Genomic DNA, 23115 nt, shown 5'->3' with positions numbered 1-23115 from the left:
TTGAAGAGCTGAGCGGCAGCCGAGCTGTTAGATTTGGGAGCCAGAGGAAAATGAGCGTACCAGGCGGCGGCCGCGTAAGCGGCCAGAGCCAGTTCGCGCGCGGCTTGACCGGTAAAAAGGGGTCGCCGCAGGAGGTTCAGCATAGCGCCGGCGATAGCCGGGAACCGGGACCGACTACCCCCGGCAAGCCGCTCTCTGAACGAGGGATGCGCACCATCGCGAAATCGCTGAGGAAGTCCCTCACCTGCCCGGTGCCGGCATCGACAGCACGCTCGCTTGCCGACGTCGTCTGAAGCAACGGTATCGCAGCGTTCGCGAGATGCCAGCAATCGCTCTCCGACGCACCCGAAACGCTTCTTCGGGGCGACATTTACGAATGTTCTGGGAGAATCCCGGAGAGTAAATCGCAGCATTCGCCGGCTCTATGGAGTCCGCTGAGGACGGCTGGCCAATCGGCTGTCGTCTCGCACCTGCGACAGGCCCATCCCGCTTCGCCGTAACCTTGTCGCGCGCTGTGAACCCCGGGGAGCCCGTGATCCGTGCAAGGGCTATTGACGGTACAATCACAGATGAGTATAGCACCAATTATCTTGAGTCTTATACTCAAGATATGTGCAATGCAAAACCGAGCGTGAGGCCAGACCGCATGGAATATTGCCTTCTCTCACCAATACGTTTGATCCCAACAGAAGAGGTGAACCACGACAGGGTGGATGCGCTTGAGGCCCAGATCCTGCGCGCGGGCAGATGGACCGCACCGATAACAATCGAGAAGGACGCGCTGTTCGTCATGGATGGTCATCACCGTTTGACGGTCGCACTTCGTCTCCGCCTCGCCGCCGTACCGGTGGTTCTTCTCGACTACGATTCCGTTCAGGTCGAGGGCTGGCGTCCGGGACAGACGATCACGCCGGCGGCGATCTTCGCCATGGCGCGGAGCGATCGGAAGTTTCCCTACAAAACGACACGGCACATTTTTGAGCGGGGACTGCCGCGATGCGACGTTCCGCTCGCGCTCCTGCACAATCCCGCTCCCGTGCCGGTAACGTCGGCCTGTGTTGCGGAGGTGTTCCGATGACGCTGCATGGCCACAAAATCAACGCCGGCCTGCCGCCGGTCCTGCGACCCGCAACGGCAGAGCTTCTCGCCCAAAGGGGCTCACTTCTTGTCGAGTGGGTCGCCCGCCACGGCTCGCCGCTCAATCTCGTCTGGCCGGATGCGTTGCGGGAGAACCTTGCCGCGCTGAATGCCGTGCTGGCGGAACATCACGTCGCTCACGCGATCTATTATGGAGCGAAAGTCAACAAATCACCCGGGCTCATGCGGGCAGCGCTTGACACAGGCGCCGGGCTCGACGTCTCCAGCCTTTACGAACTGCGCGATGCACGGCGGCTTGGGGCCGACGGTGGGACGATCGTGTCAACTGGGCCGGCAAAGTCGCGCGCCTTTCATCGCGAACTCCTCGATTGCCAGGCCCTGATATCGGTGGACTCGCCGGAAGAGCTGGAAGACCTCATCGCCACGTTGCCAGCACGTGGCGGCCCGCAGCCGATCCTGTTGCGTCTGCTGCCACAGGACCAGAAGGCGAACCGTTTCGGCATGCCGGCCGACGCCATCATCCATTGCCTCGCGCGCCTGGCCGGCGAAAACCGGCTGCGCTTCGACGGGCTCCACTTTCATCTCAGCGGCTATCGCTGGGAGACCCGTTTGGCGGCGCTGAACGAGGCGACCGATCTCATCGCCGAATCCAGGCGCATGGGATTTTCGCCGACGATGATCGACATCGGCGGCGGCCTGCCCATCCAATATGTCGATCAGGTCCAATATCAGGCGCATCTGGCGTTACAGACGCCGGAGGACTATCGCACCGGAAGACTCCCCGCCTCCTTCTACCCCTATGGTGGCGCGCTTTCGGCGGCCGACTGGCTGCGTGCGTTTCTGCAAGCCGGGATGAGCGACGGCCGCAGCGTCGCGTCCTATCTCGCGGATGAAGACCTGACCCTGGCCATGGAGCCCGGTCGCGCGCTCGCGGATCAGGCGGCGATAAGCGTCTTCCGGATCTTGCGGGTCAAGGCACTCGGTCCGGACGCGCACGTCATTTTCATCGAAGGCAGCAGTTTCAGTGCTTGCGAGACCTGGTTCGCCTCCGAATTCCTGGTCGACCCAATTCTCGTGCCGGCCACGCGCGTGGCCGCTCCGTCGCCGCCGGTCCGCGCCTATCTGGCGGGTCATAGTTGCCTCGACGAAGACGTTCTCAGCAACAGGTGGCTGACCTTCCCGACCGCACCGCGGGCCGGTGACCTGCTCGTGTTCGCCAATACCGGCGGCTATCAGATGGACCTCCTCGAAAACGAGTTCCATCGCCACCCCATGCCCGCCCGCCTCTGCGTCCTGGAGGATGCAGAAGGGCGGCCCACGCTCGTTCCCGACACAATTGGAGAGGTTTAGATGCTGCATACGACCGTAACGCAACTGATCGGCCAGACGCCGGTCATGTCGATCGACGTACCGGACCGCAACGCCACCCTGGTCCTGAAGATCGAGAAGAACAATCCGGGCGGTTCGATGAAGGATCGCATGGCGCGCAGCATGGTGGTGGCCGCACTTGAAGACGGGCGCCTCGCCCCGGGCGGGACCATCGTCGAATCTTCTTCCGGAAACACGGGCACCGGCTTGGCGCTTGCGGCGCTGGAGTTCGGGCTCAGTTTCATCGCCGTGGTCGATCACCATGCCGCGCCCGACAAGATCCGCATGATGCGGGCGCTCGGGGCCGAAATCCGATACGTCGAGGGCGATTTTCGCGAGGACGAAGTCGCCGTCGTCGAGCGGCAGCGCCTCGCCGCGCAACTCGGGGCGCAACTCCCAGGCGCCTTGTTCATGAACCAGTCCGACAACCCGGCCAATCCGGAAGGCTACGCCGCGCTGGTCGACGAACTGCTTGCCCAGCTTCCGGATGGCATCGACGCCTTTGTCGGTTGCGTCGGGACCGGCGGCTCGATGACCGGCATTGCGCAGCGATTGAAGCGCCACAATCCGGCAGTGCGCACGATCGCTGTCGAGCCGGCCGGCTCGATCGTCTTCGGCAAACCGGGACACCCTTATTTCCAATCGGGCACGGGCACGCCCGCCGGTGACGAGGTCGGCAAGGTGCTGGATTATGGCTGCATTGATGAAGGGGTGCAGGTGACCGATGCGCAAGCCTTCGAGACGGCGCGCTATATCGCCCGGCGCAAGGGACTGCTCGTCGGCGGCTCGACCGGTGGCGCCATCTTCAAGTCCCTGGAATTCATCGCCGCAGGCAAGCTGACAGGCACGGTCGTGACCACCGTTGCGGACGGCGGCGAGAAATATCTGGGCACGATCTTCGACGACGAATGGATGGCCAAGCGCCGCCTGCTCGATCCGGCGATCGCGGCGCAGCTGGATGGTTGGCTCTTCGGAAAGGTGCGCGCAGCATGAAGGTGACCATTTGCGGCGCGGGCCGCACCGGCCATCTGAACGCGGTGCTGTTCAAGCAGAACCCGGGTATCGAGGTTTCAGTCCTGACGTCCTCCGCACCTGTGGCGGAGCGGTGGGCACGTGGCAACGACCTCTGGCAGGCGGAGACACGAGACGATCGCGTCCTGAACGCCAGGCCCGACTATGTCGGAACAAGCCCAAGCGAGGCGCTCGCAAACGCCGACATCGTGGTCATAACGCAGCCGGCCCAGGCAAGGCCGGCGCTCATGCGCGACATCGCGCGGCATTTGCCGAAAGACAGAAACGTCTATGTCGGAGCCATTCCCGGCTTTTGCGGCTTCGACTGGCTGGCGGCAAAGGCCCTCGCGGGGCAGGACAATGTGGTGATTTGGGGGATGAAGGACGTGCCCCATATCGCCTTCGATCTCATTGCCGGCAAGCGCGTGCGCATGGGCGGAGCCAAGGCAGAGCTCTTTGTCGCGCTTCATCGCCGCGAAAGTGCTGCAAGCGGCGCTGCACTCGTGGCGATGCTCAATCGCCTCTACGAGGCGCCGGTCACCCTGCTCAAGGATTATCTCGAAATCACACTGACGCCGGGCAACGCACTGATGCACCCTGCCGTGCTCTACGCGCTCATCGGCCCCGGCGCACCATTCGAGAATGCGCCGTTCAACGAGCCGCTGTGCTGGTGGAGCGATTGCCCGCAGGCGGGCGCCGAGCTCCTGGAGGCTTGCGACGCGGAAAACCAGGCGATCCGCCGGGCGAGCGAGGCGCGTCTTGGCATCGATCTCTCCTCCGTTAAGCCGCTTCAGCAGGAACTGATCGAGGCCTATGGGGACCAGATCGCCGACGATCGGACCATGTATACGCTGCTGCGCACAAATCGCGCCTATGCGGGCATTCGTGCGCCTCTCGTCGCCAACCCACATGGGCGCGGGCTCGTCATCGACCGCGAAAGCCGCGCCTTTCACGAGGATATCGCTTTCGGGCAGGCGCTACTTGTCTCGATGGCAGGACGGCTCGACGTGCCGGTTCCGGCCATCGCCAAGACCTACCGCTGGGCCCGCGACTATCACGGCGGGTTGGCCGGGGGCGCCCCTGACTATGTGCCAACCGACTGGCCGGAGGCGGCATGATGGACAAGAGAATTTCCCCCGCGGAGGATCACGCCTCTGCCAATGTTAAAGAACTTCGGGCGAATGCAGCTTCCAACGCCATCAACCGCCTCGTCCGTTGCCTCTTCGCAGAACGCCTGATCGATCCGAATGGATTGCTGTGGGCATCCGATGGCTGCCAGGCCTGGTTGCCACTTTGGCCGTCACGCCGCGTGCTGCATTTTGCCGACCTCTGCCGGGCGCCTGCCGGAACCCTGCAGAACCGCGGACCGATCGAGGTGCTGGACGGCGACGGCGCACGGCAGCGGATCGACGGTCCGGCTCGGTTGATGAGCGAAATTGCTCCGTCTCTCGCGATCGATCCTGCCTCCGACGGACTCGAGCTCTTGCAGCGCGACGTAGAGAACAGCATGGACAACGACATCCTGGTCCGCCACCACCGCGAGACCTGGAGCGCCGAGCTGCGTCGCAACATTGCCGAAGCGCATGCGCCCGGCTTCTTTGCCTATCTCGAAAGGACCCTGCCGCCGCATCTGGCCGCCATGAGCCTCGACCAATGGGGCGCGCTCGAAGGTCATCCCTTCTACCCGACCTGGAAGGCGAAGCCGGGCCTCGCGCCGGAAGACGTCGCGGCACTATCGCCCGAGTTCGGCGCGCGAGTGCCCCTGCGCATAGCGGCGCTGCGCAGCGACTGGGCCTATGTCGAGAAAATGCCGCATGTCGGCAGCTATTCGGAATGGTTCTGCGAAAACTTCCCGGAGTTCTGGCATGCGTGGGCACAGAGCCTGAAGGCGCGGGGTAAGTCACCAGAAGATTGGCTGCCGCTGCCGATTCATCTCTGGCATCTCGAGAACTTCGTACGGCGCGAATTCGCGTCCGAGATCAAGTCCAGCGTTCTCGACCCCGAAGGTCCCGAGATCGTCACCCTGCCGTCCATGTCGTTCCGCACGATGTTGCCGGAGACCGAGACGCCACGTCCCTTCATCAAGCTGCCGGTCGCGATCTGGATGACCAGCGAGCAGCGTACGCTGCAGGCAAAATCGATCCATATGGGTCCGCGCCTCAGCACGCTGGTTTCCGACATCCTGTCGAAAGAGGATGAGATCCGCAGTGGGCTGGAGATCTTCACCGAAGAACTCGGCGCGATACTGCATCATCCGGAAACGGGCGATGAACACCCCGGTCGTTTCCTATCGGTCGTCTACCGCAATTGCGATGCGCTCGCGCGCAAGGACGGCCTGCTGCCCGTCACCGTGGCCGCGCTGCTGGCGGCAAGTCCGGCGGATGGCCGCCCGCTCATCTGCGAGCTCATCGCCCGAACTGCGAAGGAGGACGACGCGAGCGTCGAAGACTTCTTCCGCCTTTATGCCCGGACCGTGGTGCGCCCCGTGCTTGCCATGTATCTCTTCTATGGGATCGCTTTCGAAGCGCATCAGCAAAACAGCACGGTCCTCTTCGATGATCGTGGGCAGGCACGTAAGCTGCTGATCCGCGACTTCGGCGACGGCCGCAGTTTTGCACCGCTCTTCCGGGAGCGCGGCTATGAGCTGAAGCCATTTAGCCGCAAGGGCATTCTGCCGACGACCTTCGACGACGACATCAGCCTCGTGCGCTCCTTCGTTATCGACGCCTGCTTCGTTTGCCATCTGCACGAGATCGCGCTTTGCCTGACGGAGCAGTACTCGCTTCCGGACGACCACCTGTGGCGGATCCTGCGGGAAGAGACGGAAGCGGCATTCGAGGCGCTCCGACCGCGCATGCTGTCGGACACGTTCTGGATCGAGGAGCGCGAGGCTTTCCTCGAACGGCCCTGGCCGACGCGGTCGGTTCTCCGGATGCATTTGGAACGCTACCGCGACTACCGCCTCGAGCATCTGTTGCCCAATCCGCTGGCGAGCGCGAAATGACCGGTGCGGTCGCCGCCCTGCGCGGCTTCGGACCTGTCTTCGCGCTGCTTTTTGCCCTGCAGTTCATTTCCATGGGCGCGATGGAAATGAGCGGCCCGTTCTGGCCGATCCACATCAAGGCGCTCAGCCCGTCCGAGAACGTCTTTAGCCTGGCGGCAATTGGCGTCTACATCTGCCCCATGCTCGGCGTGTCGCTGACGAGTGCCTTCTGGGGGCGCATGGGCGATCGCTTTGGCAACCGAATGATGATGGTCAGGGCCCTGGCCGGTCTCGCCATCACGCAAGTGCTCATTGCCTTAGCCCCTGATGTCTGGACCATCCTGGCACTGCGCTTCCTGCAGGGCGCATGCGCCGGCTACATCGCCCCGGCCCAGGCCTATGGCGTGCAAGTTACCGGCGGCCGAGACCGGGCCAGCCTCTTTGCCTGGCTCCAGGTGGCAACGAATGTCGGCTCGCTGGGCGGCGCTTTCCTCGGGGGCCTGATCCTCGATGCCCTGCCTTTCGCGGCCGTCAATCTCACCGCCGGCGTGATCTGCGCGCTCTGTGCGGCCATCGCCTGGGCAAGCCTGCCGGCGCCACTGCACGGGTCAGCACAAGGAGCAGGCGGCGCCGGACCCGCCCGGGCGGCCGCCTTATCCGAAGCGCCGAGGCTCCGCTTGTCCGTTCCCGGACTGCTGTCGTTGATTGGATTGCTGCTTGCCAGCCGGATGGTCCTGCAGGTGCCGTTTTCCCTCTACATGGCAGAGGTCTATGGCACCCAGCATTGGATCACGGGCTTGAGTTACGGCCTGCTGGCCTTCGGCTTTGTCGTCGCAGCTCCCGTTTGGGCCAGATTCTTCGCTGGGCGCCCCCCGTCCTTTGTGTTGGGCTGGAGCGTGCTGATCGCGGCCGGTTGTTTGGCCGTAACCGGCCTTGCTGGCTCGACCCGTGTCATCGGTCTCTTCGCGGCGCTCTATTTTGCCTGGGGCCTGCTCCTCGGAGGAACGACGCCGGCTCTCCTGGCGCTCATCTCGGCAGCCACGCGCGGCGATCGTCAGGGGTCGGTGCTGGGGCTCGCACAAAGTTGCCAACAGGGGGCGTCGATTGTCGGGATCATCGCCGGCGTCGTCGCCACGCAACGCTTCGGTCTCGAGGTCGCCTTCCCCCTCGTTGCAGGCCTTTACGGCCTTTCAAGTCTCGTGGCGCTCGGCCTCTGGCTCAAATCGCGCACCCCCACAATGAACAAAGGAGAACTGTTTTGAGGAGAAAACCTTCGGTGCTGCGTGCCGTGATCGCGGCCCTGGCCTTGATAGCGCTGAGCCCATCGATGGCATCTGCCAGCGAGCCGGCGGCCGCACCGCAAACACCAACCACCGTCACCGACATCACCGGCCGCGAGGTGACCGTGAACCTGCCGGTCAGGCGCATTCTTCTGGGAGAAGGACGACAACTCTATCTCCTCGCGTCGCTCGAGCCACAAAACCCGCTCGCCAGCATCGTCGCGTGGCGCAACGATCTGATAGAGGCCGACCCGGCCACCTACGCCCAGTATCTGGAAGCCTATCCGGAATTGGCGAAGCTGCCGGCTTTCCCGGGGCAGGAGAATGGACTGATCGATATCGAGTCGACCATCGTGCAGAAGCCCGATGTGGTGCTGCTCAATCTTGAGGCGATGCGGGCGAACGAGGATGCGAAATACATCGAGAAGCTTGCGGAGCTTAAGATCCCGGTACTCTACATCGACTTCCGGCACTACCCGCTGAAGAACACCGAGCCGACCATTCGCCTGCTCGGCAAGATCCTTGGACGCGAAGCACGGGCCGAAGAGATCATCAAGTTCCGCCATCAGGCCATGGCCCGAGTGACCGACGTAATCGCCCGTGCGAAGCCGGAGCGCCCCAAGGTCTTCATCGAACGGATCGGCGGCTACACTGACGATTGTTGCCTTTCGTTCGGCGCGGAAAATTTCGGCAAATACGTCGAACTCGCCGGCGGCCACAATCTCGGTAGTGACTTTCTGCCCAGCACCTTCGGGCAAGTGAACCCCGAGCAGGTTGTTGCGTCCAATCCCGACCATGTAATCGTCACCAGCGCAAACTGGCAGGCCTATGTGCCCGGCGGGCACTGGATACCGCTCGGCCCCGGCGCCGATCCCGACGAGTTGCAAAAGAAGCTCGAATGGTTCACCACCCGTGGGGCCTATACCGGCATTGCCGCGCTGAAAACGCGGAACTTCCATGGCATTTGGCATCAGTTCTACAACAGCCCTTACGGGTTCTTCGCCGTCCAGCAAATGGCGAAATGGTTCCATCCGGACCTCTTCGCCGATCTCGATCCGGACGCGACGTTCGCCGAGTATCACCGCCGCTTCCTGCCCATTCCCTATAAGCCGGGCTATGCCGTCAGTCTTGCCGACAAGGACTGACACGACGAATGGGGGCTGGCAATCTCGCTTGAAATGACGGGTGTGGCCAGGGCAGTAACCGGAACTTGAGAACTTTCGGAAGGCGGGGTTCGGCAACGGACCCGCCTTTCGTTCTCTGTTGGAAAAGCGACCGGAAGTGTTGCCACCAAGACCCGGCAGATCGCCGATCGGTCTCTCGGAAAGCGCGTGACACAGCTATCAAACGACGGCAGGCGCCTCTTGGCGCCTCCCGTTGGCATCACTTGCCGTGTCGCGTCGCACCGACGACGACATTCGCGAGGTCAGAAATCGGTCGTCATCGAGACCTTCACGGTCAGCGGCGCACCCTGTGAAATCGTACCGAAGCTCGCGACGCCGGACCAATAATCGAGGTCGAAGACGTTCTCGACCTCGGCTCGGAAGGTGACCGGCGTTTCGTTGATCTTCGTCAGATACCTGGCGCCGAGATCAAGCCTGGTCCAGGAGGGGATTTGCTGAGTGTTGGCCACATTCACAAACTGCTCGTCCGTATGGATGACGTTGCCGGTCAGCGTCAGGCCCTCCATGAACGGTGTATCCCATTCCGCACCCACGTTGACCTGCACGGCCGGAACGCCGATCGGTGTGTTGCCGCGGGTTGCGGCACTGTTGGTTTTCGTTAGTTCGCCCTGAATGAAGGTCACGCCGCCGAGCAGGCGCAGTTCGGATGTCAGTTCGCCGAAGACGTTGATTTCCAGGCCGCGGTTGCGCTGCTGGCCGCCCTCGACGAAGACGAGGCCGCTGCCATGTGCTTCGAGTTGGCCGAAAGGCCTTTCGATCTGGAAGGCACTGACGGTTACCGCCATCTGGCCAAGATCGACCTTCGTGCCGATCTCGTATTGCCTGGATCGGTAGGGGGCAAGCGTTTCGCCGGCATTGATCGCCGTCGTCGGAGCGCTATCGCCAACGCTCAGGCCCTCGACATAATTGGCGTAGAGCGCGACGTTATCCCACGGCTTGACGACGACGCCGACGAGCGGGGTCACTGCCGCCTCATCCGATGAGGTGGTGACGTTACCCGTGACCGGGCTGTAATTTTCGGTATCGATGTGCTGCCAGCGGCCGCCCAGCGTCAGTTGTACCCGCTCGTCCAGCATCGACATCGTGTCGGAAAGGGCAAAGCCGTAGAATTCGTTCTCCGAGACCCTTGGCACGTGGCTCGGGCGCGGCACATTTTGCTCGGGGCGATCGCGCGGATCAAAGAGGTTCGTCAACTGCGCGGTTCCCGAGTTCGACCCGCGGGCCAGGCGCTGCTGAAGGCCACTGACCTGGAACGTGACCGTGTGATCCACCTCACCGGTATCGAAGTTCGCGCGCAGGCCAGTCTCGGTCGTCAGTCGGTCGACATCGAAGATGAAATTCTGCGGCGTGATGCTGACATCACCAGCCGAACTGAGAATGGTCGGCGTGCCGAAAAGCCGCTCGATGCGCGAATTGCCGCCACCGATTGCACCAAACACCGTCACGCTGTCGGTCAGGTCATATTCGACACGTCCGAGCCACGACAGATCCTCGCCGGTCGACCATTCCCAGGGTGCTTGGACGTTGGACCGCCCGTCCGGCGCATCTGGAATTTCTATGCCGGCAACCGGAAAGAATGGCCGCTGAGGCGCGTCGAGATGTTCCCGTTGACCGATGACATCGAGCGTGGCCCGGAGCCCCTCGCCTTCATAGTCGAGTGCGAGCGCACCGACGGCCACTTCGCGTGATTGGTTGTCGATCGCCGTGTCGCCGCCATGGAAGCTACCGTTGAAGCGAGCGCCGAATTGACGCTCTTCTCCGAACCGACGGCTGAAGTCCACATGGCCTCCACCGTAGAGATCAGAAACATAGTCCGTCGTGACCCGCGTCAGGTCGACGTCTCCTGCACGCTTGGGCACGATGTTGATGGTGCCGCCGACGCTGCTGTTCGGCGAGATACCGTAGAGCAGTGCGGTGGGACCTTTCAGAACCTCGACCCGTTCGGCATAATCAGTAAAAACGCGGTAGGTCGGCGCCACACCAAAGACGCCGTCGAAGGCGATTTCGCCGAAGTTTCCCTCATTGAGAGGGAAGCCTCTGACGTAAAAGGAATCCAGCATCCCGCCGGAGGCATGGGTGCTACGAACCGACGGATCGGCCGCCAACACGTCGGCCAATGTCTGCGCTTCCTGGTTTTCGATCGTCTCCGCGGTGTAGCTCGTGATGTTGAACGGCGTATCCATGAAGTCGCTGTTGCCGAGCAAGCCGACGCGCCCGCCACGCGCCACCTGTCCGCCGGCATAGATCTCCGGCTCATTACCGATCGTCCCATTTGACGAGCCGGTCTTCACCTCGATCCGCTCCAGCACGGTCGCCTCCTGCGCCAGTGCAATACGGCTCACCGTCGCCAGCAAAACCGCCAGCAGTCCAACACGCAATTTCATAAATAGCCCCCTATAACACCTTGACCAAAAACACTTTGGTTGGCCCAGCAGGGCGCTGAATGTCATTGGCCTCGAAGGGTGCTAAATAACATGACTATCATTGTCAAGATATTCAAAGACGGCGATGCGGAAGTGTCCTTACGTCGCTGCTCTCGACGCCGCGAAACGTCCGGGTTTCGAGGGCGCCGGCGTGGCGCGGCAATCCACAATCCCGGTAGTTGCGGCCTCAGCGCCCATTCCAGTCGGTACATGGCCAACCGGCTTGCTGATGCTCGGTGCGCAGGCGACGCGCTTCCACCGCGCCGCCAAACGCAAGGACTGCACATGGCGGAAAGCACATCATACCGCTGCAGGGGATAAGATGATGATGTCAGGAAAATCCCAGACTGATGATGGCAAGCAGGACCTGGGGCTACTTTCATCCGACATCGAACGGGTTCGACCCACGCATCAATCCCTGACCCTGACGCATTGATGCCAACGAGAACAATATCTGCGACTCGATCCTGTCATCTCACAAGCTGCCTGAGAAGAACTGACGCGCGGCAACCTGCACTTCGACCACGCCCTGAAGGCGGGCATCGCCGTCATCGATGCGTGGGCACCGACGCGATCCGCTCCGCGTTGGTAACGGTCTATCCGGTTGACCAGTCCGACGACTTCGTATGCTTCGTGTGCACTGAAGTCGCGTAACAGGGTGGCAAGTCACAACGAATTCGTCCAAACCGGTATCGGCAAAGATCGCTAGGTTCGTCCATCATGCACGGTAGAATGGGTATCGTTGTTGAGAGAACGAGCGACCGTGCCAGGTTCAAGGCAGGATGCGACGAGGCGCTCTCTCTAAGCGGCGTCATAGCGACGTCGCCCATCGCTACCCACAAGCCTCACCCGCAGCTTTTGATCAGCTTTTTCCATGATTTGGAGTCCACCGATTTTGGTGGACACCTTGTGCCTCAGAACATTCAGCCGCTCAACGAGCGCTCATCATGTCCTCTGAAAATGCCATCATCAAAGGCCCTACGCCCTTCACGTCATCGACGACGACCGGCTCGCTAAGATAGTAGCTCGGGGTACCATCACGGTAGCGTCCTTCAAAGCCGCCGAGACCTGCAACCTCTACGATTGCTGTCAGATATGCACTTCCCTCGCCATCGTCTACGACGCGTTCCGAAAGTAGTGCGCCAAGGGCACGACGGCCGGCAGCGGCGATATCTTGCGGTCGGTCAGCCTCGATCAGTCCGAGGCGTGCGGACCGCAACAGCGCATAGGCAAACATCGCCGAGGCCGAGCTTTCTTCGTAGTTGTTTTCGAGGTTGGGCCAGTCGAGCACCTGCATCCAGAGGCCAGTCGGTGTTTGAACCGCTACCAGTTTTTCGAGCAGACGGCTCGTCCTCAAACGCAACGAAGCGGTCGCCTCGTCTTTGGGCAGGATGACTAGCGAATCGACGAGGGCCATGGCCAACCAACCGACAGCGCGGGCCCACACGGCGGGAGACTTACCCGTAGACGGATCGGCCCAACGCTGCCGGCGGCTGTCGTCATAGCCGTGCGCATAAAGACCGTCCCCGGTGCCAGTGAGCGCCAGCGCTGTCGAAAACTGCTGAAGCGCGTCGGCGATCAGCGCTGGCTTTCCCCGCATCAGGGCGTATTCGATCTGAAATGGCAGCCCCATATAGAGCCCGTCGAGCCAGACTTGATGCGGATAACGCTTCTTGTGCCAGTAGTTGCCCGCCGGGATGCGGGGATGGCTTTCAAGTTGGCCGGCAAGGTGTTCTACCGCCGCGAGATAGCGGTTGTCACTCGTATTCTTCGCCAAGGCAAAGAGCGATCGCCCCGCCAGAATGTGGTCAATATTGTATTCTGCGGGATCGTAGCCGAGGAGCGTGCCGTCCGCCGCGACCTGTCGATCAGTGAGCCGGTGCAGATGGTCGTTCCAACGGTTTTCGCCCGTCGCCTCGAACAGCAACTGCAGGCCTCGGTAGAGACAGCCATCCTCGTAGCACCAGTTTCCGCCCTTGTAGGGCCTGTAGCGATGCGCGAACTGGTCGAAATAGTCGGTCGGGTTCATGTAGGTCTCACTCGAAGGAAGTTGATACCGTGGCCGTGCTCAGGAGCGCCGGATCGTCGCAATCGACTTCCGCCCGTTCCGAGACGATCGTTTCGTGCCACATGGGGCGGATCTCGTCGGCCATGATGGGAGGGGCAGCCGCTGCTTTCCGTTTGAAGGAGACGATCTTGAGCCGGCGAATTTTGATGTTGCGGATCGGCGCCTCAGGCAGGCCGAGGAACACACCGGCCGCATGGACAAGTTCCCGGATTTCGAGGTCCTCGATCGTGACGCCATCGATAACAGGCGTGCCCGCATCAACCGGAGCCGGCCGACGGGATTGCACCCAGCTGTCGTGGCCGTCCGCATCGCAATGGTAGTGGGTGTTGGCAGAGAGTGCAGTCTCGACGCCATCCATGAGAACGCGGCGCATGGCGATACCGGTGATCGCGCCGCCGCGCCCGCGTCGCGTCTTGAGGCGCAAGCCGCGATCCGTGCCGACCATGGCGCAATTCTCGATCGAAACGTCGTGCACGCCGCCTGACATTTCCGAGCCAATGACGAGACCGCCGTGGCCGCGCTCCATCAGGCAGTGGCTTACGCGCACGCCACGGGTTTCGCTCAGGTGGTCGTCCTCGCCGTTCGGACCGCGTTTGCCGGCCTTGACGGCGATGCAATCGTCCCCGACGGAGAACCGCACGCCGGTGATCGTGACGTCGCGGCAGCTTTCGGGATTGAAGCCATCGGTGTTGGGGCTGTCGGGCGGCGCAGAGATGAACAGCCCTGCCGCCGTCAGCCGCCTGCAGCCCTGCGGGTGGATCGTCCAGGACGGCGCGTTACGGATAGTAAAACCAAGAAGCGTCACATCAGAACAGGAAACGAGATGCAGGCCGCGCGGCCGGCGCGCGCCGTCACGCGTTTCTTTCGGCCAGGTCCACCAATCCCCCCTCTCGCCGGAGCCGTCGAGCGTGCCTTTCCCTTCGATGACCAGTTCTTTCACGCCAACGGCATGGACAGGGGCTGCAAAACAGGCGTGCGGAAGGCCTTCCCAGCTTCCCAACATCCTGCCGGATGCATCACGGGCGGGCAGGATCGGCCATCCGAGCCGAACCGACGGCGCCCGTAGTATCGCCCCTTCGGAAAGGTGGAAGGTCATCTGGCTCTTGAGCGCGACGGGAAATGCCGTCCAAACCCCGGCTGGCAACCTGAGCGTCCCACCAACAGGAACCGCGGCAACCGCCTCTGCCAGGGCGGCCGCATTGCGGCGCGCACCATCGAGATCCTCATGCAGGACATCCCGAACAAGACCAAATTCGGTTGCGTCGACAAGCCCCGCGCAGGATGCGGTCTCAAACTCGATCGCTTCGAACCCCTCCACTTCGAAGCGATAGCGTCTGCCAGGTTGCAGACCGTGCAAGAGGGGCACCGCAACGCAGGTCTCGCCCTGCCGCATGTGATCATCCCCGTCGAGCGACGAAAGACGCCAGCTTGCCTTCGTCGGCAGGTGATAGAGCGCTCCGCCTGCCGGCAGGCAAAGCGCGGCCGTTCGCGCCGACAGCGCGATGATGGACGGTCGGATCATGGTCTCTTTCTCTTGGCTATTGATCCACGAGGGGACCCCGCCGCGAAAACCGCGGCGGGAAGTCTAAGGATCAATCGAACTCGGCGAGCACGTCGTTCACCGTATCGATGATCTGTGCGGCCGCCTCATCCGCCGTCAGCTGGCCGTAGGAGTATTCCTCGAGCGTATCGATGAAGGCTGCGCGCACTTCCGGATGCTCGTTGAACGGCGAGACGGCCGGGCCGCTCGCGGCAACAACGATCGCGTTTGCCGCCCGCACTTCAGGCTCGCCCTTGCCACCCAGGCGGGCAGCGGCTGCCTTCGACGCCGGCAGGCCGCGCGATGTGCCGAGTGCATCGATGCCCTCCGGCTCGTTCAGCAGGCAATTGACGATCTGAGCTGCCGCCTCCGGATCCTTGGAATTCTTGGAGATGGAGAAGACCATCGAGGGCTTGCGATAGACGCCTTCCGTCACGGCGTCCGGAAGCTTCAGCATAGCCACGGGCTTCAGAACCTGACCGTCCTTCAACGGGTCTGCATATTTCGAATAGGTCGAATCCCATTCGTAGGAGCCGGCAACCTTGCCGTCGGCCCAGGCCGGCTTTTCAAACAGATTGACATTGCCATCCGCCGCCTCCTCTTTCTGCGATCGGATTGCGCCGGTCTCGACCAGCTTGCCCAGGAACGATATGCCTTCGGACAGCTCCTCCGGCGTCCAGGCAACGCGATTGGTCGCGGGATCGACGAGATCCTTGCCAGTCTTCTGAACGACAGCGAGGGTCGTCAAAAGCTGCGCCGTCTCCTTGACGGCATTGAAGGTATAGTAGTCCTTGCCGAGCTTTTCCTTGATGGTTGCCGTGGCCGCAAAGAACTCATCCCAGCTCTTTGGAATGGCGACGCCCGCCTTTTCGAACGTCGTCGCGTTGAAGAAGAAGACACGGCCCGTCGTCGAAACGGAAAGTCCCTGCAGCACCCCGTTCATCGAGCCAGCCGACAGGTCCGTCTCGCTCCAGTTGGAAAGATCGATCGCCTTGAGCTTGCGCAGATCGGCGAAACCATCGCCATTCTTCGAGAACAACGGCAGCCAGGGCCAGTTCACCTGGATGATGTCGGCTTCGGTCTTGCCGGCCATCTGGGTCGTCAGTTTTTCAAGGTAGCCGTCAAAGCCGGTGAACTCGCCTTTGACCGAATGGCCGTATTTTTCGCCACAGACGGCGATCGCCTTCTGGGTGGCAACGTGGCGACTCTCGCCGCCCCACCAGGCCATTCGCAGTTCGGCGGCATGCGCCGTCGTACCAAGGGCCAGAGCGCCATAGGCGACAGTGGCCAGTGCGGCGATCATTCTTTTCGTTTTCATCGAACTTCTCCTCCTTGGAATGGGGCCGAACGCTGCCTCCTCACAGCGAGACGTTGCGGCCGTCGGTCTTGTCGAAAACATGCAGGTGGTCAGGATCCGGGCGCAGGCGGATCACATCCGATTGGCCAAGTGCCTCGAATTCGGCGGCGCCCACGACGCTCACAAGCTTGCGGCCTTCGAGGTTGGCATGCAGGTAGACTTCGTGCCCCATGAACTCCGCGTTGGTGAGCCTTGCGGAAAGGCCCGGCCCATCGGCGACGAGCGAAAGATGCTGCGGTCGCATACCGAGCACGGTCTCTTCGGGTCTCGCCGAAAGCCTGCTCTCGAGATGGGCGCCAAGCGCCAGCCGCTGGCTGCCGATCTGGAGTTCGCTACCCTGAAGCGTCGCGTCGACGAGGTTCATCTCGGGGCTCCCGATGAAGCCGGCGACGAACAGGTTCGCCGGTCGATTGTAGAGCTCCCTGGGTGTTGCCACCTGCATGATGCGGCCGGCCTGCATGACGCAGATCCGGTCCCCCATGGTCATGGCTTCGGTCTGGTCGTGCGTCACGTAGATGACCGTCGAAGACAGGCCCTCGGCCTTCAACTGGCGGTGCAGGTCGGTGATGCGTACCCGCATCGAGGCGCGCAGCTTGGCGTCGAGATTGGATAGGGGCTCATCGAAGAGGAAGACGCCCGGCTTCTTGATGAGGGCGCGCCCGAGCGCCACACGCTGAGCCTGCCCACCGGAGAGCTGTTTCGGCAACCGATCGAGCAGCGGCTCGATCTCGAGGATCCTGGCCACATGATTGATGGCTGCTTCGATCTCTGCCTTCGGCTTGCCGGCGATCTTCAGTCCAAAGGCGAGGTTACCGCGCACCTTCATGTGCGGATAGAGCGCATAATTCTGGAATACCATGGCGATCGAGCGCTTGCCGGGCGGCAGATCGTTGACGCGCTGGTCGCCGATCACAATCTCGCCGCCCGAGATCTCCTCGAGCCCCGCAACCATGCGCAGCGTCGTGGACTTGGCGCAGCCCGAAGGGCCGACGAAGACCATGAACTCGCCATCCTCGATGTCGAGGTTGATGCCGTGGACTGCCTTGAATGCGCCGCCATAGACCTTTTCGAGGTCTTTCAGTTGAACCTTTGCCATGGTCAGCCTTTGACTCCCCCGGAGGAGATCCCTTCAATGAAATACCGTTGTGCAGCGAAGAACACGACCAGAACCGGTGTGATGGTCAGCACCGACATTGCGAGAATGCGGTTCCATTCGAAGGCTTCTGTCGTGTCGATGGAAAGTTTGAGCGCGAGGCTCACGGGATACTTGTCGACCGATGACAGGTAGATCAGCGGCCCGAGAAAATCGTTCATCGTCCACATGAACTGGAACAGGCAGACGGAGATCAGCGCCGGTGCCAGCATCGGGACGACGATGTAGACGAGCGTCTGCAGACTATTGGCGCCATCGACGCGCGCCGCCTCTTCCATGTCTGCCGGCAAAGAGCGCAGGAACTGCACAAGCATGAAGACAAAGAAGGCATCGCCGGCAAAGGCCGAGGGCACCCAGAGAGGCAGGAAACTATCGAGCCAGCCGAGATCGCGGAACAGGATATATTGCGGAATCCGCGTAACCACGTTCGGCAAGAGCAGGATCGCGATCACCGAAGCGAAGAGGATCTTCTTGAACAGGAAATCGAACCGCGCGAAGGCGTAGGCCGCCATGGTGCAGGAAATCGCCGTCCCGATCACCTTCGGCAGAATGATCAGGAACGAATTCCAGAAAAACCGGCCGAACGTATAGGGCGTCGATGTCTGCCAGCCCTTGATATAGCCGTCGGCGGTCGGATTGTCCGGCAGGAAGCCGGCTCCGGCGAAGATCTCCGAGTTGGTCTTGAAACTCGCGCCGACCAGCCAGATCAGCGGATAGAGCATGACGAAACCGACTGAAAACAAGAGCACGTAGCGAACTGTTGTCGACAGCAGACGGAGCCTTGCCCTGCGTGCGGCCTGCCGGTCGTTGAAAGTCTGGAGATCGACCATCGCTCAGTTCCTCTTGTCGCCAGCGTAATAGACCCACTTCTTCGAGGACCAGAAGGCCACGAGGGTCAGCACGGTGATGATGATGAAGAGCACCCAGGCAATCGACGAGGCATAGCCCATGTTGAACTTCTTGAAGGCCTCGTCATAGATGTAGAGCGGCAGCAGGTAGGTTGCCTTCAGCGGACCGCCCTGGGTGATGATGTAGGGGCCGTTGAACTCCTGGAACGCCTGAACCATCTGCATAATAAGGTTGAAGAAGATGACCGGGGTTAGCAGCGGCAGCGTGATCCAGAAGAAGGTCCGCACCTTGCCCGCACCGTCGATGGCTGCCGCCTCATAGAGCGACTTGTCGATCGATTGCAGCGCCGCCAGAAAGATCACCATGGCCGAACCGAACTGCCAGCAGCGCAGAAGCGTGATGGTGAAGAGCGCGTTGGTCGGATCGCCGAACCAGTCGACCGGGGCGAGCCCCAGCGTGGCAAGCGCCATGTTCACCAGCCCCTCCGAGGCAAAGACATAGCGCCACAAAACGGCGATCGCGATCGAGCCACCGAGGATCGACGGCACATAGAAGGCGGTGCGGAACAGGCCGATGAACTTCAACCGGTAATTCAGGATCGCGGCGATGAAAAGTGCAAAGGAGAGCTTCAGCGGCACGGTCAGAAACACGTAGAGCAGCGTTACGTTCAACGACTTGATGAACGTGCGATCACGGGTAAACAGCCGCTCATAGTTGGCGAACCCCGTCCAGCGGGGCTCGCTCATCAGGTCATAGCTGGTGAAGCTCAGGTAGAACGAGCCGATGAACGGAATGGCCGTGAAAATCAGAAGGCCGATGATGTAGGGGGCGAGATAGCCAAGCCCGAGAAGACGCTGACCTTTCATGCCCATCCTCCCGGATGGCGCCGAAATGCTTCTTTTATAGATACAGTTTCGTACAAATTACGCTCCCGGATCGGCACGGACGAAAGCGGGATTTTCCCTTTTTCGCCACGAACCGATCCCTCCTCCCAGATGATGCGGTGCGCATAAGCGGTTTATGCGGTGACAATCGCCGATCTCTCCCGCAGAATGAATTCACAAAGGCGAGGAAAAAGATGGACGAAATTGAAGGTGGCATTCTCTCTGCGATTCCGCCGACGGCGCTGACCCTTAATCTGACGCGGGCGGCGATCCGCATGGAACACTCGCACACCTGGCGGATCGACAAGTCCAACGAGGTCGATGACCTGGTGATCTGTCTCGAAGGGCGCGGCCACTACCTGATCGACGGCGATCCGGTGATCATGGAGCCGGGCGATGCGATGCTGATTTTGCGCGGGCAACGTTTCGTCGGATGGAATGAGGGGCGGGAGACCTATCTCGGTGTCGCGCAGCACTTCACGCTCGATATCTATGGGCGCCATAACCTTATTGCGCAGATGGATCTGCAATCGAAATTGCGCCTCACGCGTTGGCCGCTTCTCGAACCGCTGGTCCGTCACTATCGCCAGAGTGCTCCCCCCTCCTCCGTTACCCTCGGCCAGCATCATCTCTTCATGGTGCTGCTCATTGCCTTTGTCGAGGATGCATTCATCGGCTGGCGCGACCACGCCACCTATCAACCCGAGGGCGCCGATGCGATCGACCTTGCTGTCATGAAAGCTGCCACAATGATTTCCGCCAATCCGCTCGATCCCGAAATTGCGTCGCGGGCGGTCGACGCGTCGCCTTACAATCGTGACTACTTCCTGCGAGAATTTCAAAAGCGTGTGACCCGCACGCCGCGAAAGTACCAGGAACTGAAGCGCATGGAGCGCGCCATGCATTTCCTGGAGGCTGGTCTTTCCGTGGCGGCTGCCGCCATGGAAGTCGGCTATTCCGACCCCTACTACTTCTCCCGCATGTTCAAGCGAACTCTGGGTCTCAGCCCGCGCGATCATTTGAACAAAGTTCGCCAGAGCCGGGACGGTGGCTTGATGCAACTCGATGAACCCGAACAGGCACGAGCGCTGTCCGCACAAATCGGCATCCAGAAGCCTCCATCCACCGATGCTTTTCAGACTGGCGACCGTCCAGGTACTCGCTGACATTGGCGGACCCGACCTCTAAGGCGCCGTCACATGACGAACGACGCCTCCTCCCATCAAGCCGTCACGCTTTGCGCTTGTGGCTGCCGATGAGCGCGTCGAGCATCTCGACTTCGGCGCCCGTCAGGTCCTTGAGCGGGCTGCGCACGGGACCGGCAGTGAAGCCCTGCAAACGCACCCCCGCCTTGATCGCCGAAACCGCATAGCCCTTGGCCCGGTTGCGGATCGCCATGAACGGATAGAAGAAGTCGTTCAGGATGCGCTCGCAGGTGGCGCGGTCGCCGCCGCGAAGGGCTGCATAAAACTCGTTGGCAAGGCCCGGTACGAAATTGAACACGGCCGAGGAATAGGTGGTGAACCCGGCGCCGAGATAGGCCTCGGCAAAAAGCTCCGCCGTCGGCATGCCGCCGAGATACATGAGCCTGTCGCCCATCTTGGCGGTAACCTGGCGCACGAGACCGATGTCGCCGGTGCCATCCTTGAAACCGATCAGGTTCGGGCACTCGTCGCAAAGCCGGGCGAGTGTGTCGGGCTGCAGCATCGAATTGTCGCGGTTATAAACCATGACGCCGATGCCGACCGACTGGCAGACCTTCTTCACATGGGCGTAAAGCCCTTCCTGCGGCGCGTCGATCAGGTAGTGCGGCAGAAGCAGGATGCCATCGGCGCCCACCTTCTCGACCGACCGGGCGATATCGATGGCGATCTCGGTACCGTAGCCACAGCCCGATACGATTGCCGTTTCGCCGGACACTTCCTTGGCGGCCGCGACGATGCCGGGAATTTCATCGGGCTTCAGCGAGAAGAATTCGCCGGTGCCACCGGCGGCAAACAGCACCGGCGCCTTGTAACCTGCCAGCCATTCGACATGGGCCTTGTAGCTCTCCGGCGCGAAACGGCCCTCGGCATCAAAATGCGTCACCGGAAAGGAAAGCAGGCCCGATCCTAGCGCGGCCTTGATCTGTTCTGGGGTCATTTCTCTTGGTCCTCTACGTGCTTTCAGAATAAAAATGGCGGGGTACGGCCCGGTTCTGCATCAACTCATCATATGGCTAGTATGATGAGTTAGCGGTCGGCGACGGCTTCATCGAGCCAGCCAGCCACCGTCAACATTGAGTATTGCGCCGTGAACGTAGTCGGCCACAGCCGACGACAGGAACACGGCGGCGCCGGCGATGTCCTTGGGCTTTCCCCAGCGGTTGGCGGGGATACGGTCGAGGATGGCTTTATTGCGATCAGGGTCGTCGCGCAGGGCCTCGGTGTTGTTGGTCTCGATGTAACCGGGTGCGATCGCGTTTACATTGATGCCCTTGGACGCCCACTCGTTGGCAAGCAGCTTGGTCAGACCCGAAACGCCATGCTTAGATGCCGTGTAGGAAGGCACACGGATGCCGCCCTGGAAGGAAAGCAACGATGCGACGTTGACGATTTTTCCGGGTCGGCCCTTTGCCAGCAATTCCTTGGCGAAGGCCTGGCAAGTGAAGAAGAGCGCTTTAAGGTTGACGTCCATGACGTCGTCCCAGTCGGCCTCGGAAAACTCGACCGCATCGGCGCGGCGAATGATGCCGGCATTGTTGACAAGAATGTCGTAGCCCTTTCCGGCAAAGACGTCGCGCGCAGCCATCGGATCGGCAAAGTCCAAGGCAAGCGGTGCGGCGATCCCGCCCGCGTTTGCGATGATTTCAAGTGTTTCCTCGGGCGCGCGTCGCGCCGCGCAAGTTACCTCGGCGCCAGCCGCAGCAAGGCCAACGGCAATCGCCTGCCCAAGCCCGGTGTTTGCGCCGGTGACGAGCGCCTTATGTCCCTGAAGGGAAAAGGGATTTGTCACTTCAGATCCCCCGGTTGGACGAACTCCATGTCGGTATAGTCAACATTGTCGCCGGCCATTGCCCATATGAACGTGTAGGATCCGATGCCTGCGCCCGAGTGAATGGACCAGGGGGGAGAAATCGCGCCTTCCTCGTTGGAAATGAAGAGATGGCGCGTTTCCTGCGGTTCACCCATCAGGTGCAGCACGCGGGATTTTTCGTCCATGCCGAAATAGAGATAGGCCTCCATACGGCGATCATGGACGTGCGCAGGCATGGTGTTCCACACCGAGCCATCTTCAAGCGTGGTGTAGCCGAGGACGAGCTGGCAGCTCTCCATGACCAGCGGGTGGATGAACTGGTTGATCGTGCGCTTGTTGGAGGTTTCGGTCGTGCCGAGTTTGACTTCCTTGCTGTCGGCAATGGTGACAAGCCGGGCGGGCAGGCTGCGGTGGGCCGGGCAGGAAGTTATGTAAAAGCGCCCCTCCCCGGAGAAGGTTACGGCCCCCGTACCCATTCCGAGATAGAGAACGTCGCCGCGCTTGAGCGTGTAGCTTTCCTTCTCGGTGGTGACGATGCCTGTTTCGCCGACATTGACGATACCCATCTCGCGCCGGTCAAGGAACGACGGCGTCTTGGTTTCTTTCACCTTGTCGAGCGTCAGTGGCTTGCCCGCGGGAACGGCGCCGCCCATCACGAAGCGATCGTAGTGGGTATAGATCAACCGGATCTCACCCGTCCGGAACATGTCCTGAGCCAGGAAATGCCTGCGGAGACCCGCCGTATCCAGTGTCTTTGCATAGTCCGGATTGACGGCTTGCCGCGTTTCAACGGTCAGCATGAAACTCCTCCTTCGGTGATTGCGACCAACATATAATATGTGTTATGCGTATTTGTATGATATGTCTGACAAGGTCAATAGGCAAGCGCCAACCTTGTCTCT

20 protein-coding genes are annotated in these 23115 nt (G+C 61.4%); 10 read left to right on the top strand and 10 right to left on the bottom strand.

The genetic code is table 11. The annotated features are described in order from the left end of the window. Positions 1-50: 50 nt before the first annotated feature. The 8 genes from QM996_RS31740 to QM996_RS31705 all read left to right on the top strand — a co-directional run bounded on the left by QM996_RS31740 (position 51) and on the right by QM996_RS31705 (position 8885). Entirely contained in the window at positions 51-293 is a 243-nt protein-coding gene (locus QM996_RS31740; protein ID WP_334142091.1) for a hypothetical protein, read from the top strand. Positions 294-646: 353 nt separating this feature from the next. Next, on the top strand, positions 647-1078 hold the full coding sequence (locus QM996_RS31735; RefSeq protein ID WP_334142089.1) for a ParB N-terminal domain-containing protein: 432 nt from the start codon (positions 647-649) through the stop codon (positions 1076-1078). Further along, positions 1075-2448, top strand: a complete 1374-nt coding sequence (locus QM996_RS31730; protein ID WP_334142087.1) for a Y4yA family PLP-dependent enzyme — start codon at positions 1075-1077, stop codon at positions 2446-2448. Before QM996_RS31735 ends, QM996_RS31730 begins: the two co-directional genes overlap by 4 nt. Continuing rightward, entirely contained in the window at positions 2449-3459 is a 1011-nt protein-coding gene (locus tag QM996_RS31725) for a PLP-dependent cysteine synthase family protein (protein WP_334142085.1), read from the top strand. Next, on the top strand, positions 3456-4595 hold the full coding sequence (locus QM996_RS31720; protein WP_334142083.1) for an NAD/NADP octopine/nopaline dehydrogenase family protein: 1140 nt from the start codon (positions 3456-3458) through the stop codon (positions 4593-4595). The genes QM996_RS31725 and QM996_RS31720 overlap by 4 nt, the downstream gene beginning before the upstream one ends. Further along, positions 4592-6481, top strand: coding sequence for an IucA/IucC family protein (locus QM996_RS31715; RefSeq protein WP_334142081.1), 1890 nt, complete (start codon positions 4592-4594; stop codon positions 6479-6481). The genes QM996_RS31720 and QM996_RS31715 overlap by 4 nt, the downstream gene beginning before the upstream one ends. Beyond that, positions 6478-7722 (top strand): MFS transporter, encoded by a 1245-nt coding sequence (locus QM996_RS31710; RefSeq protein ID WP_334142079.1) that lies wholly within the window; start codon positions 6478-6480, stop codon positions 7720-7722. Before QM996_RS31715 ends, QM996_RS31710 begins: the two co-directional genes overlap by 4 nt. 65 nt (positions 7723-7787) lie before the next feature. Beyond that, positions 7788-8885, top strand: a complete 1098-nt coding sequence (locus QM996_RS31705; RefSeq protein WP_334142077.1) for an ABC transporter substrate-binding protein — start codon at positions 7788-7790, stop codon at positions 8883-8885. Between the two features lie 281 nt (positions 8886-9166). Here the strand turns inward: QM996_RS31705 and QM996_RS31700 are convergent, their stop codons facing one another. Further along, positions 9167-11308 (bottom strand): TonB-dependent receptor, encoded by a 2142-nt coding sequence (locus QM996_RS31700; RefSeq protein WP_334142075.1) that lies wholly within the window; start codon positions 11306-11308, stop codon positions 9167-9169. A 262-nt stretch (positions 11309-11570) separates the two neighbouring features. On the opposite strand from QM996_RS31700, the gene QM996_RS31695 reads away from it, so the two are divergent. Next, complete coding sequence (locus tag QM996_RS31695) at positions 11571-11783, top strand: hypothetical protein (RefSeq protein ID WP_500270559.1); 213 nt, start codon at positions 11571-11573, stop codon at positions 11781-11783. A 495-nt stretch (positions 11784-12278) separates the two neighbouring features. Here the strand turns inward: QM996_RS31695 and QM996_RS31690 are convergent, their stop codons facing one another. From QM996_RS31690 to QM996_RS31665, 6 genes are all read right to left on the bottom strand, one after another. Further along, entirely contained in the window at positions 12279-13376 is a 1098-nt protein-coding gene (locus tag QM996_RS31690; protein WP_334142074.1) for a glycoside hydrolase family 88/105 protein, read from the bottom strand. 7 nt (positions 13377-13383) lie between these two features. Then, the gene (gene pglA, locus QM996_RS31685; RefSeq protein ID WP_334142072.1) at positions 13384-14937 is read right to left on the bottom strand and encodes a polygalacturonase PglA; all 1554 of its coding nucleotides are present in this window, start codon (positions 14935-14937) and stop codon (positions 13384-13386) included. A 70-nt stretch (positions 14938-15007) separates the two neighbouring features. After that, positions 15008-16273 (bottom strand): ABC transporter substrate-binding protein, encoded by a 1266-nt coding sequence (locus QM996_RS31680; protein ID WP_334142071.1) that lies wholly within the window; start codon positions 16271-16273, stop codon positions 15008-15010. Positions 16274-16313: 40 nt separating this feature from the next. Continuing rightward, positions 16314-17408: an ABC transporter ATP-binding protein gene (locus QM996_RS31675; RefSeq protein ID WP_334142069.1), complete on the bottom strand. Its 1095-nt coding sequence runs from the start codon at positions 17406-17408 to the stop codon at positions 16314-16316. 2 nt (positions 17409-17410) lie between these two features. After that, positions 17411-18295 (bottom strand): carbohydrate ABC transporter permease, encoded by an 885-nt coding sequence (locus QM996_RS31670; protein WP_334142067.1) that lies wholly within the window; start codon positions 18293-18295, stop codon positions 17411-17413. Positions 18296-18298: 3 nt separating this feature from the next. Then, entirely contained in the window at positions 18299-19180 is an 882-nt protein-coding gene (locus QM996_RS31665) for a carbohydrate ABC transporter permease (RefSeq protein WP_334142064.1), read from the bottom strand. Positions 19181-19392: 212 nt separating this feature from the next. Here QM996_RS31665 and QM996_RS31660 point away from each other — a divergent pair, with 212 nt between their 5' ends. After that, entirely contained in the window at positions 19393-20364 is a 972-nt protein-coding gene (locus QM996_RS31660; RefSeq protein ID WP_334142062.1) for a helix-turn-helix domain-containing protein, read from the top strand. 64 nt (positions 20365-20428) lie between these two features. Here QM996_RS31660 and kdgD read toward each other — a convergent pair whose 3' ends face one another. The 3 genes from kdgD to kduI all read right to left on the bottom strand — a co-directional run bounded on the left by kdgD (position 20429) and on the right by kduI (position 23013). After that, a complete protein-coding gene (gene kdgD, locus QM996_RS31655) occupies positions 20429-21340 on the bottom strand; it encodes a 5-dehydro-4-deoxyglucarate dehydratase (RefSeq protein ID WP_334142060.1) in 912 nt (303 codons plus the stop codon). Positions 21341-21448: 108 nt separating this feature from the next. Beyond that, positions 21449-22192 (bottom strand): 2-dehydro-3-deoxy-D-gluconate 5-dehydrogenase KduD, encoded by a 744-nt coding sequence (kduD, locus tag QM996_RS31650; RefSeq protein ID WP_334142058.1) that lies wholly within the window; start codon positions 22190-22192, stop codon positions 21449-21451. Beyond that, a complete protein-coding gene (kduI, locus tag QM996_RS31645) occupies positions 22189-23013 on the bottom strand; it encodes a 5-dehydro-4-deoxy-D-glucuronate isomerase (RefSeq protein ID WP_334142056.1) in 825 nt (274 codons plus the stop codon). The genes kduD and kduI overlap by 4 nt, the downstream gene beginning before the upstream one ends. Between the last annotated feature and the right edge of the window lie 102 nt (positions 23014-23115).

The organism is Sinorhizobium chiapasense (assembly GCF_045277575.1).
Classification (GTDB): Bacteria; Pseudomonadota; Alphaproteobacteria; order Rhizobiales; family Rhizobiaceae; genus Ensifer; species Ensifer chiapasense_A.
This window is presented reverse-complemented; position numbering and strand designations above follow the sequence as displayed.

Bases quoted from the DNA above. Each gene is read 5' to 3' on its own strand.
- QM996_RS31740 (WP_334142091.1), top strand. From the start codon at position 51: ATGAGCGTACCAGGCGGCGGCCGCGTAAGCGGCCAGAGCCAGTTCGCG.
- QM996_RS31715 (WP_334142081.1), top strand. From the start codon at position 4,592: ATGATGGACAAGAGAATTTCCCCCGCGGAGGATCACGCCTCTGCCAAT.
- QM996_RS31670 (WP_334142067.1), bottom strand. From the start codon at position 18,295: ATGGTCGATCTCCAGACTTTCAACGACCGGCAGGCCGCACGCAGGGCA.
- kduI (WP_334142056.1), bottom strand. From the start codon at position 23,013: ATGCTGACCGTTGAAACGCGGCAAGCCGTCAATCCGGACTATGCAAAG.
- QM996_RS31680 (WP_334142071.1), bottom strand. From the start codon at position 16,273: ATGAAAACGAAAAGAATGATCGCCGCACTGGCCACTGTCGCCTATGGC.
- QM996_RS31700 (WP_334142075.1), bottom strand. From the start codon at position 11,308: ATGAAATTGCGTGTTGGACTGCTGGCGGTTTTGCTGGCGACGGTGAGC.
- QM996_RS31710 (WP_334142079.1), top strand. From the start codon at position 6,478: ATGACCGGTGCGGTCGCCGCCCTGCGCGGCTTCGGACCTGTCTTCGCG.
- QM996_RS31720 (WP_334142083.1), top strand. From the start codon at position 3,456: ATGAAGGTGACCATTTGCGGCGCGGGCCGCACCGGCCATCTGAACGCG.
- QM996_RS31725 (WP_334142085.1), top strand. From the start codon at position 2,449: ATGCTGCATACGACCGTAACGCAACTGATCGGCCAGACGCCGGTCATG.
- kdgD (WP_334142060.1), bottom strand. From the start codon at position 21,340: ATGACCCCAGAACAGATCAAGGCCGCGCTAGGATCGGGCCTGCTTTCC.
- QM996_RS31735 (WP_334142089.1), top strand. From the start codon at position 647: ATGGAATATTGCCTTCTCTCACCAATACGTTTGATCCCAACAGAAGAG.
- QM996_RS31660 (WP_334142062.1), top strand. From the start codon at position 19,393: ATGGACGAAATTGAAGGTGGCATTCTCTCTGCGATTCCGCCGACGGCG.
- QM996_RS31675 (WP_334142069.1), bottom strand. From the start codon at position 17,408: ATGGCAAAGGTTCAACTGAAAGACCTCGAAAAGGTCTATGGCGGCGCA.
- pglA (WP_334142072.1), bottom strand. From the start codon at position 14,937: ATGATCCGACCGTCCATCATCGCGCTGTCGGCGCGAACGGCCGCGCTT.
- QM996_RS31665 (WP_334142064.1), bottom strand. From the start codon at position 19,180: ATGAAAGGTCAGCGTCTTCTCGGGCTTGGCTATCTCGCCCCCTACATC.
- QM996_RS31705 (WP_334142077.1), top strand. From the start codon at position 7,788: ATGGCATCTGCCAGCGAGCCGGCGGCCGCACCGCAAACACCAACCACC.
- QM996_RS31690 (WP_334142074.1), bottom strand. From the start codon at position 13,376: ATGAACCCGACCGACTATTTCGACCAGTTCGCGCATCGCTACAGGCCC.
- QM996_RS31730 (WP_334142087.1), top strand. From the start codon at position 1,075: ATGACGCTGCATGGCCACAAAATCAACGCCGGCCTGCCGCCGGTCCTG.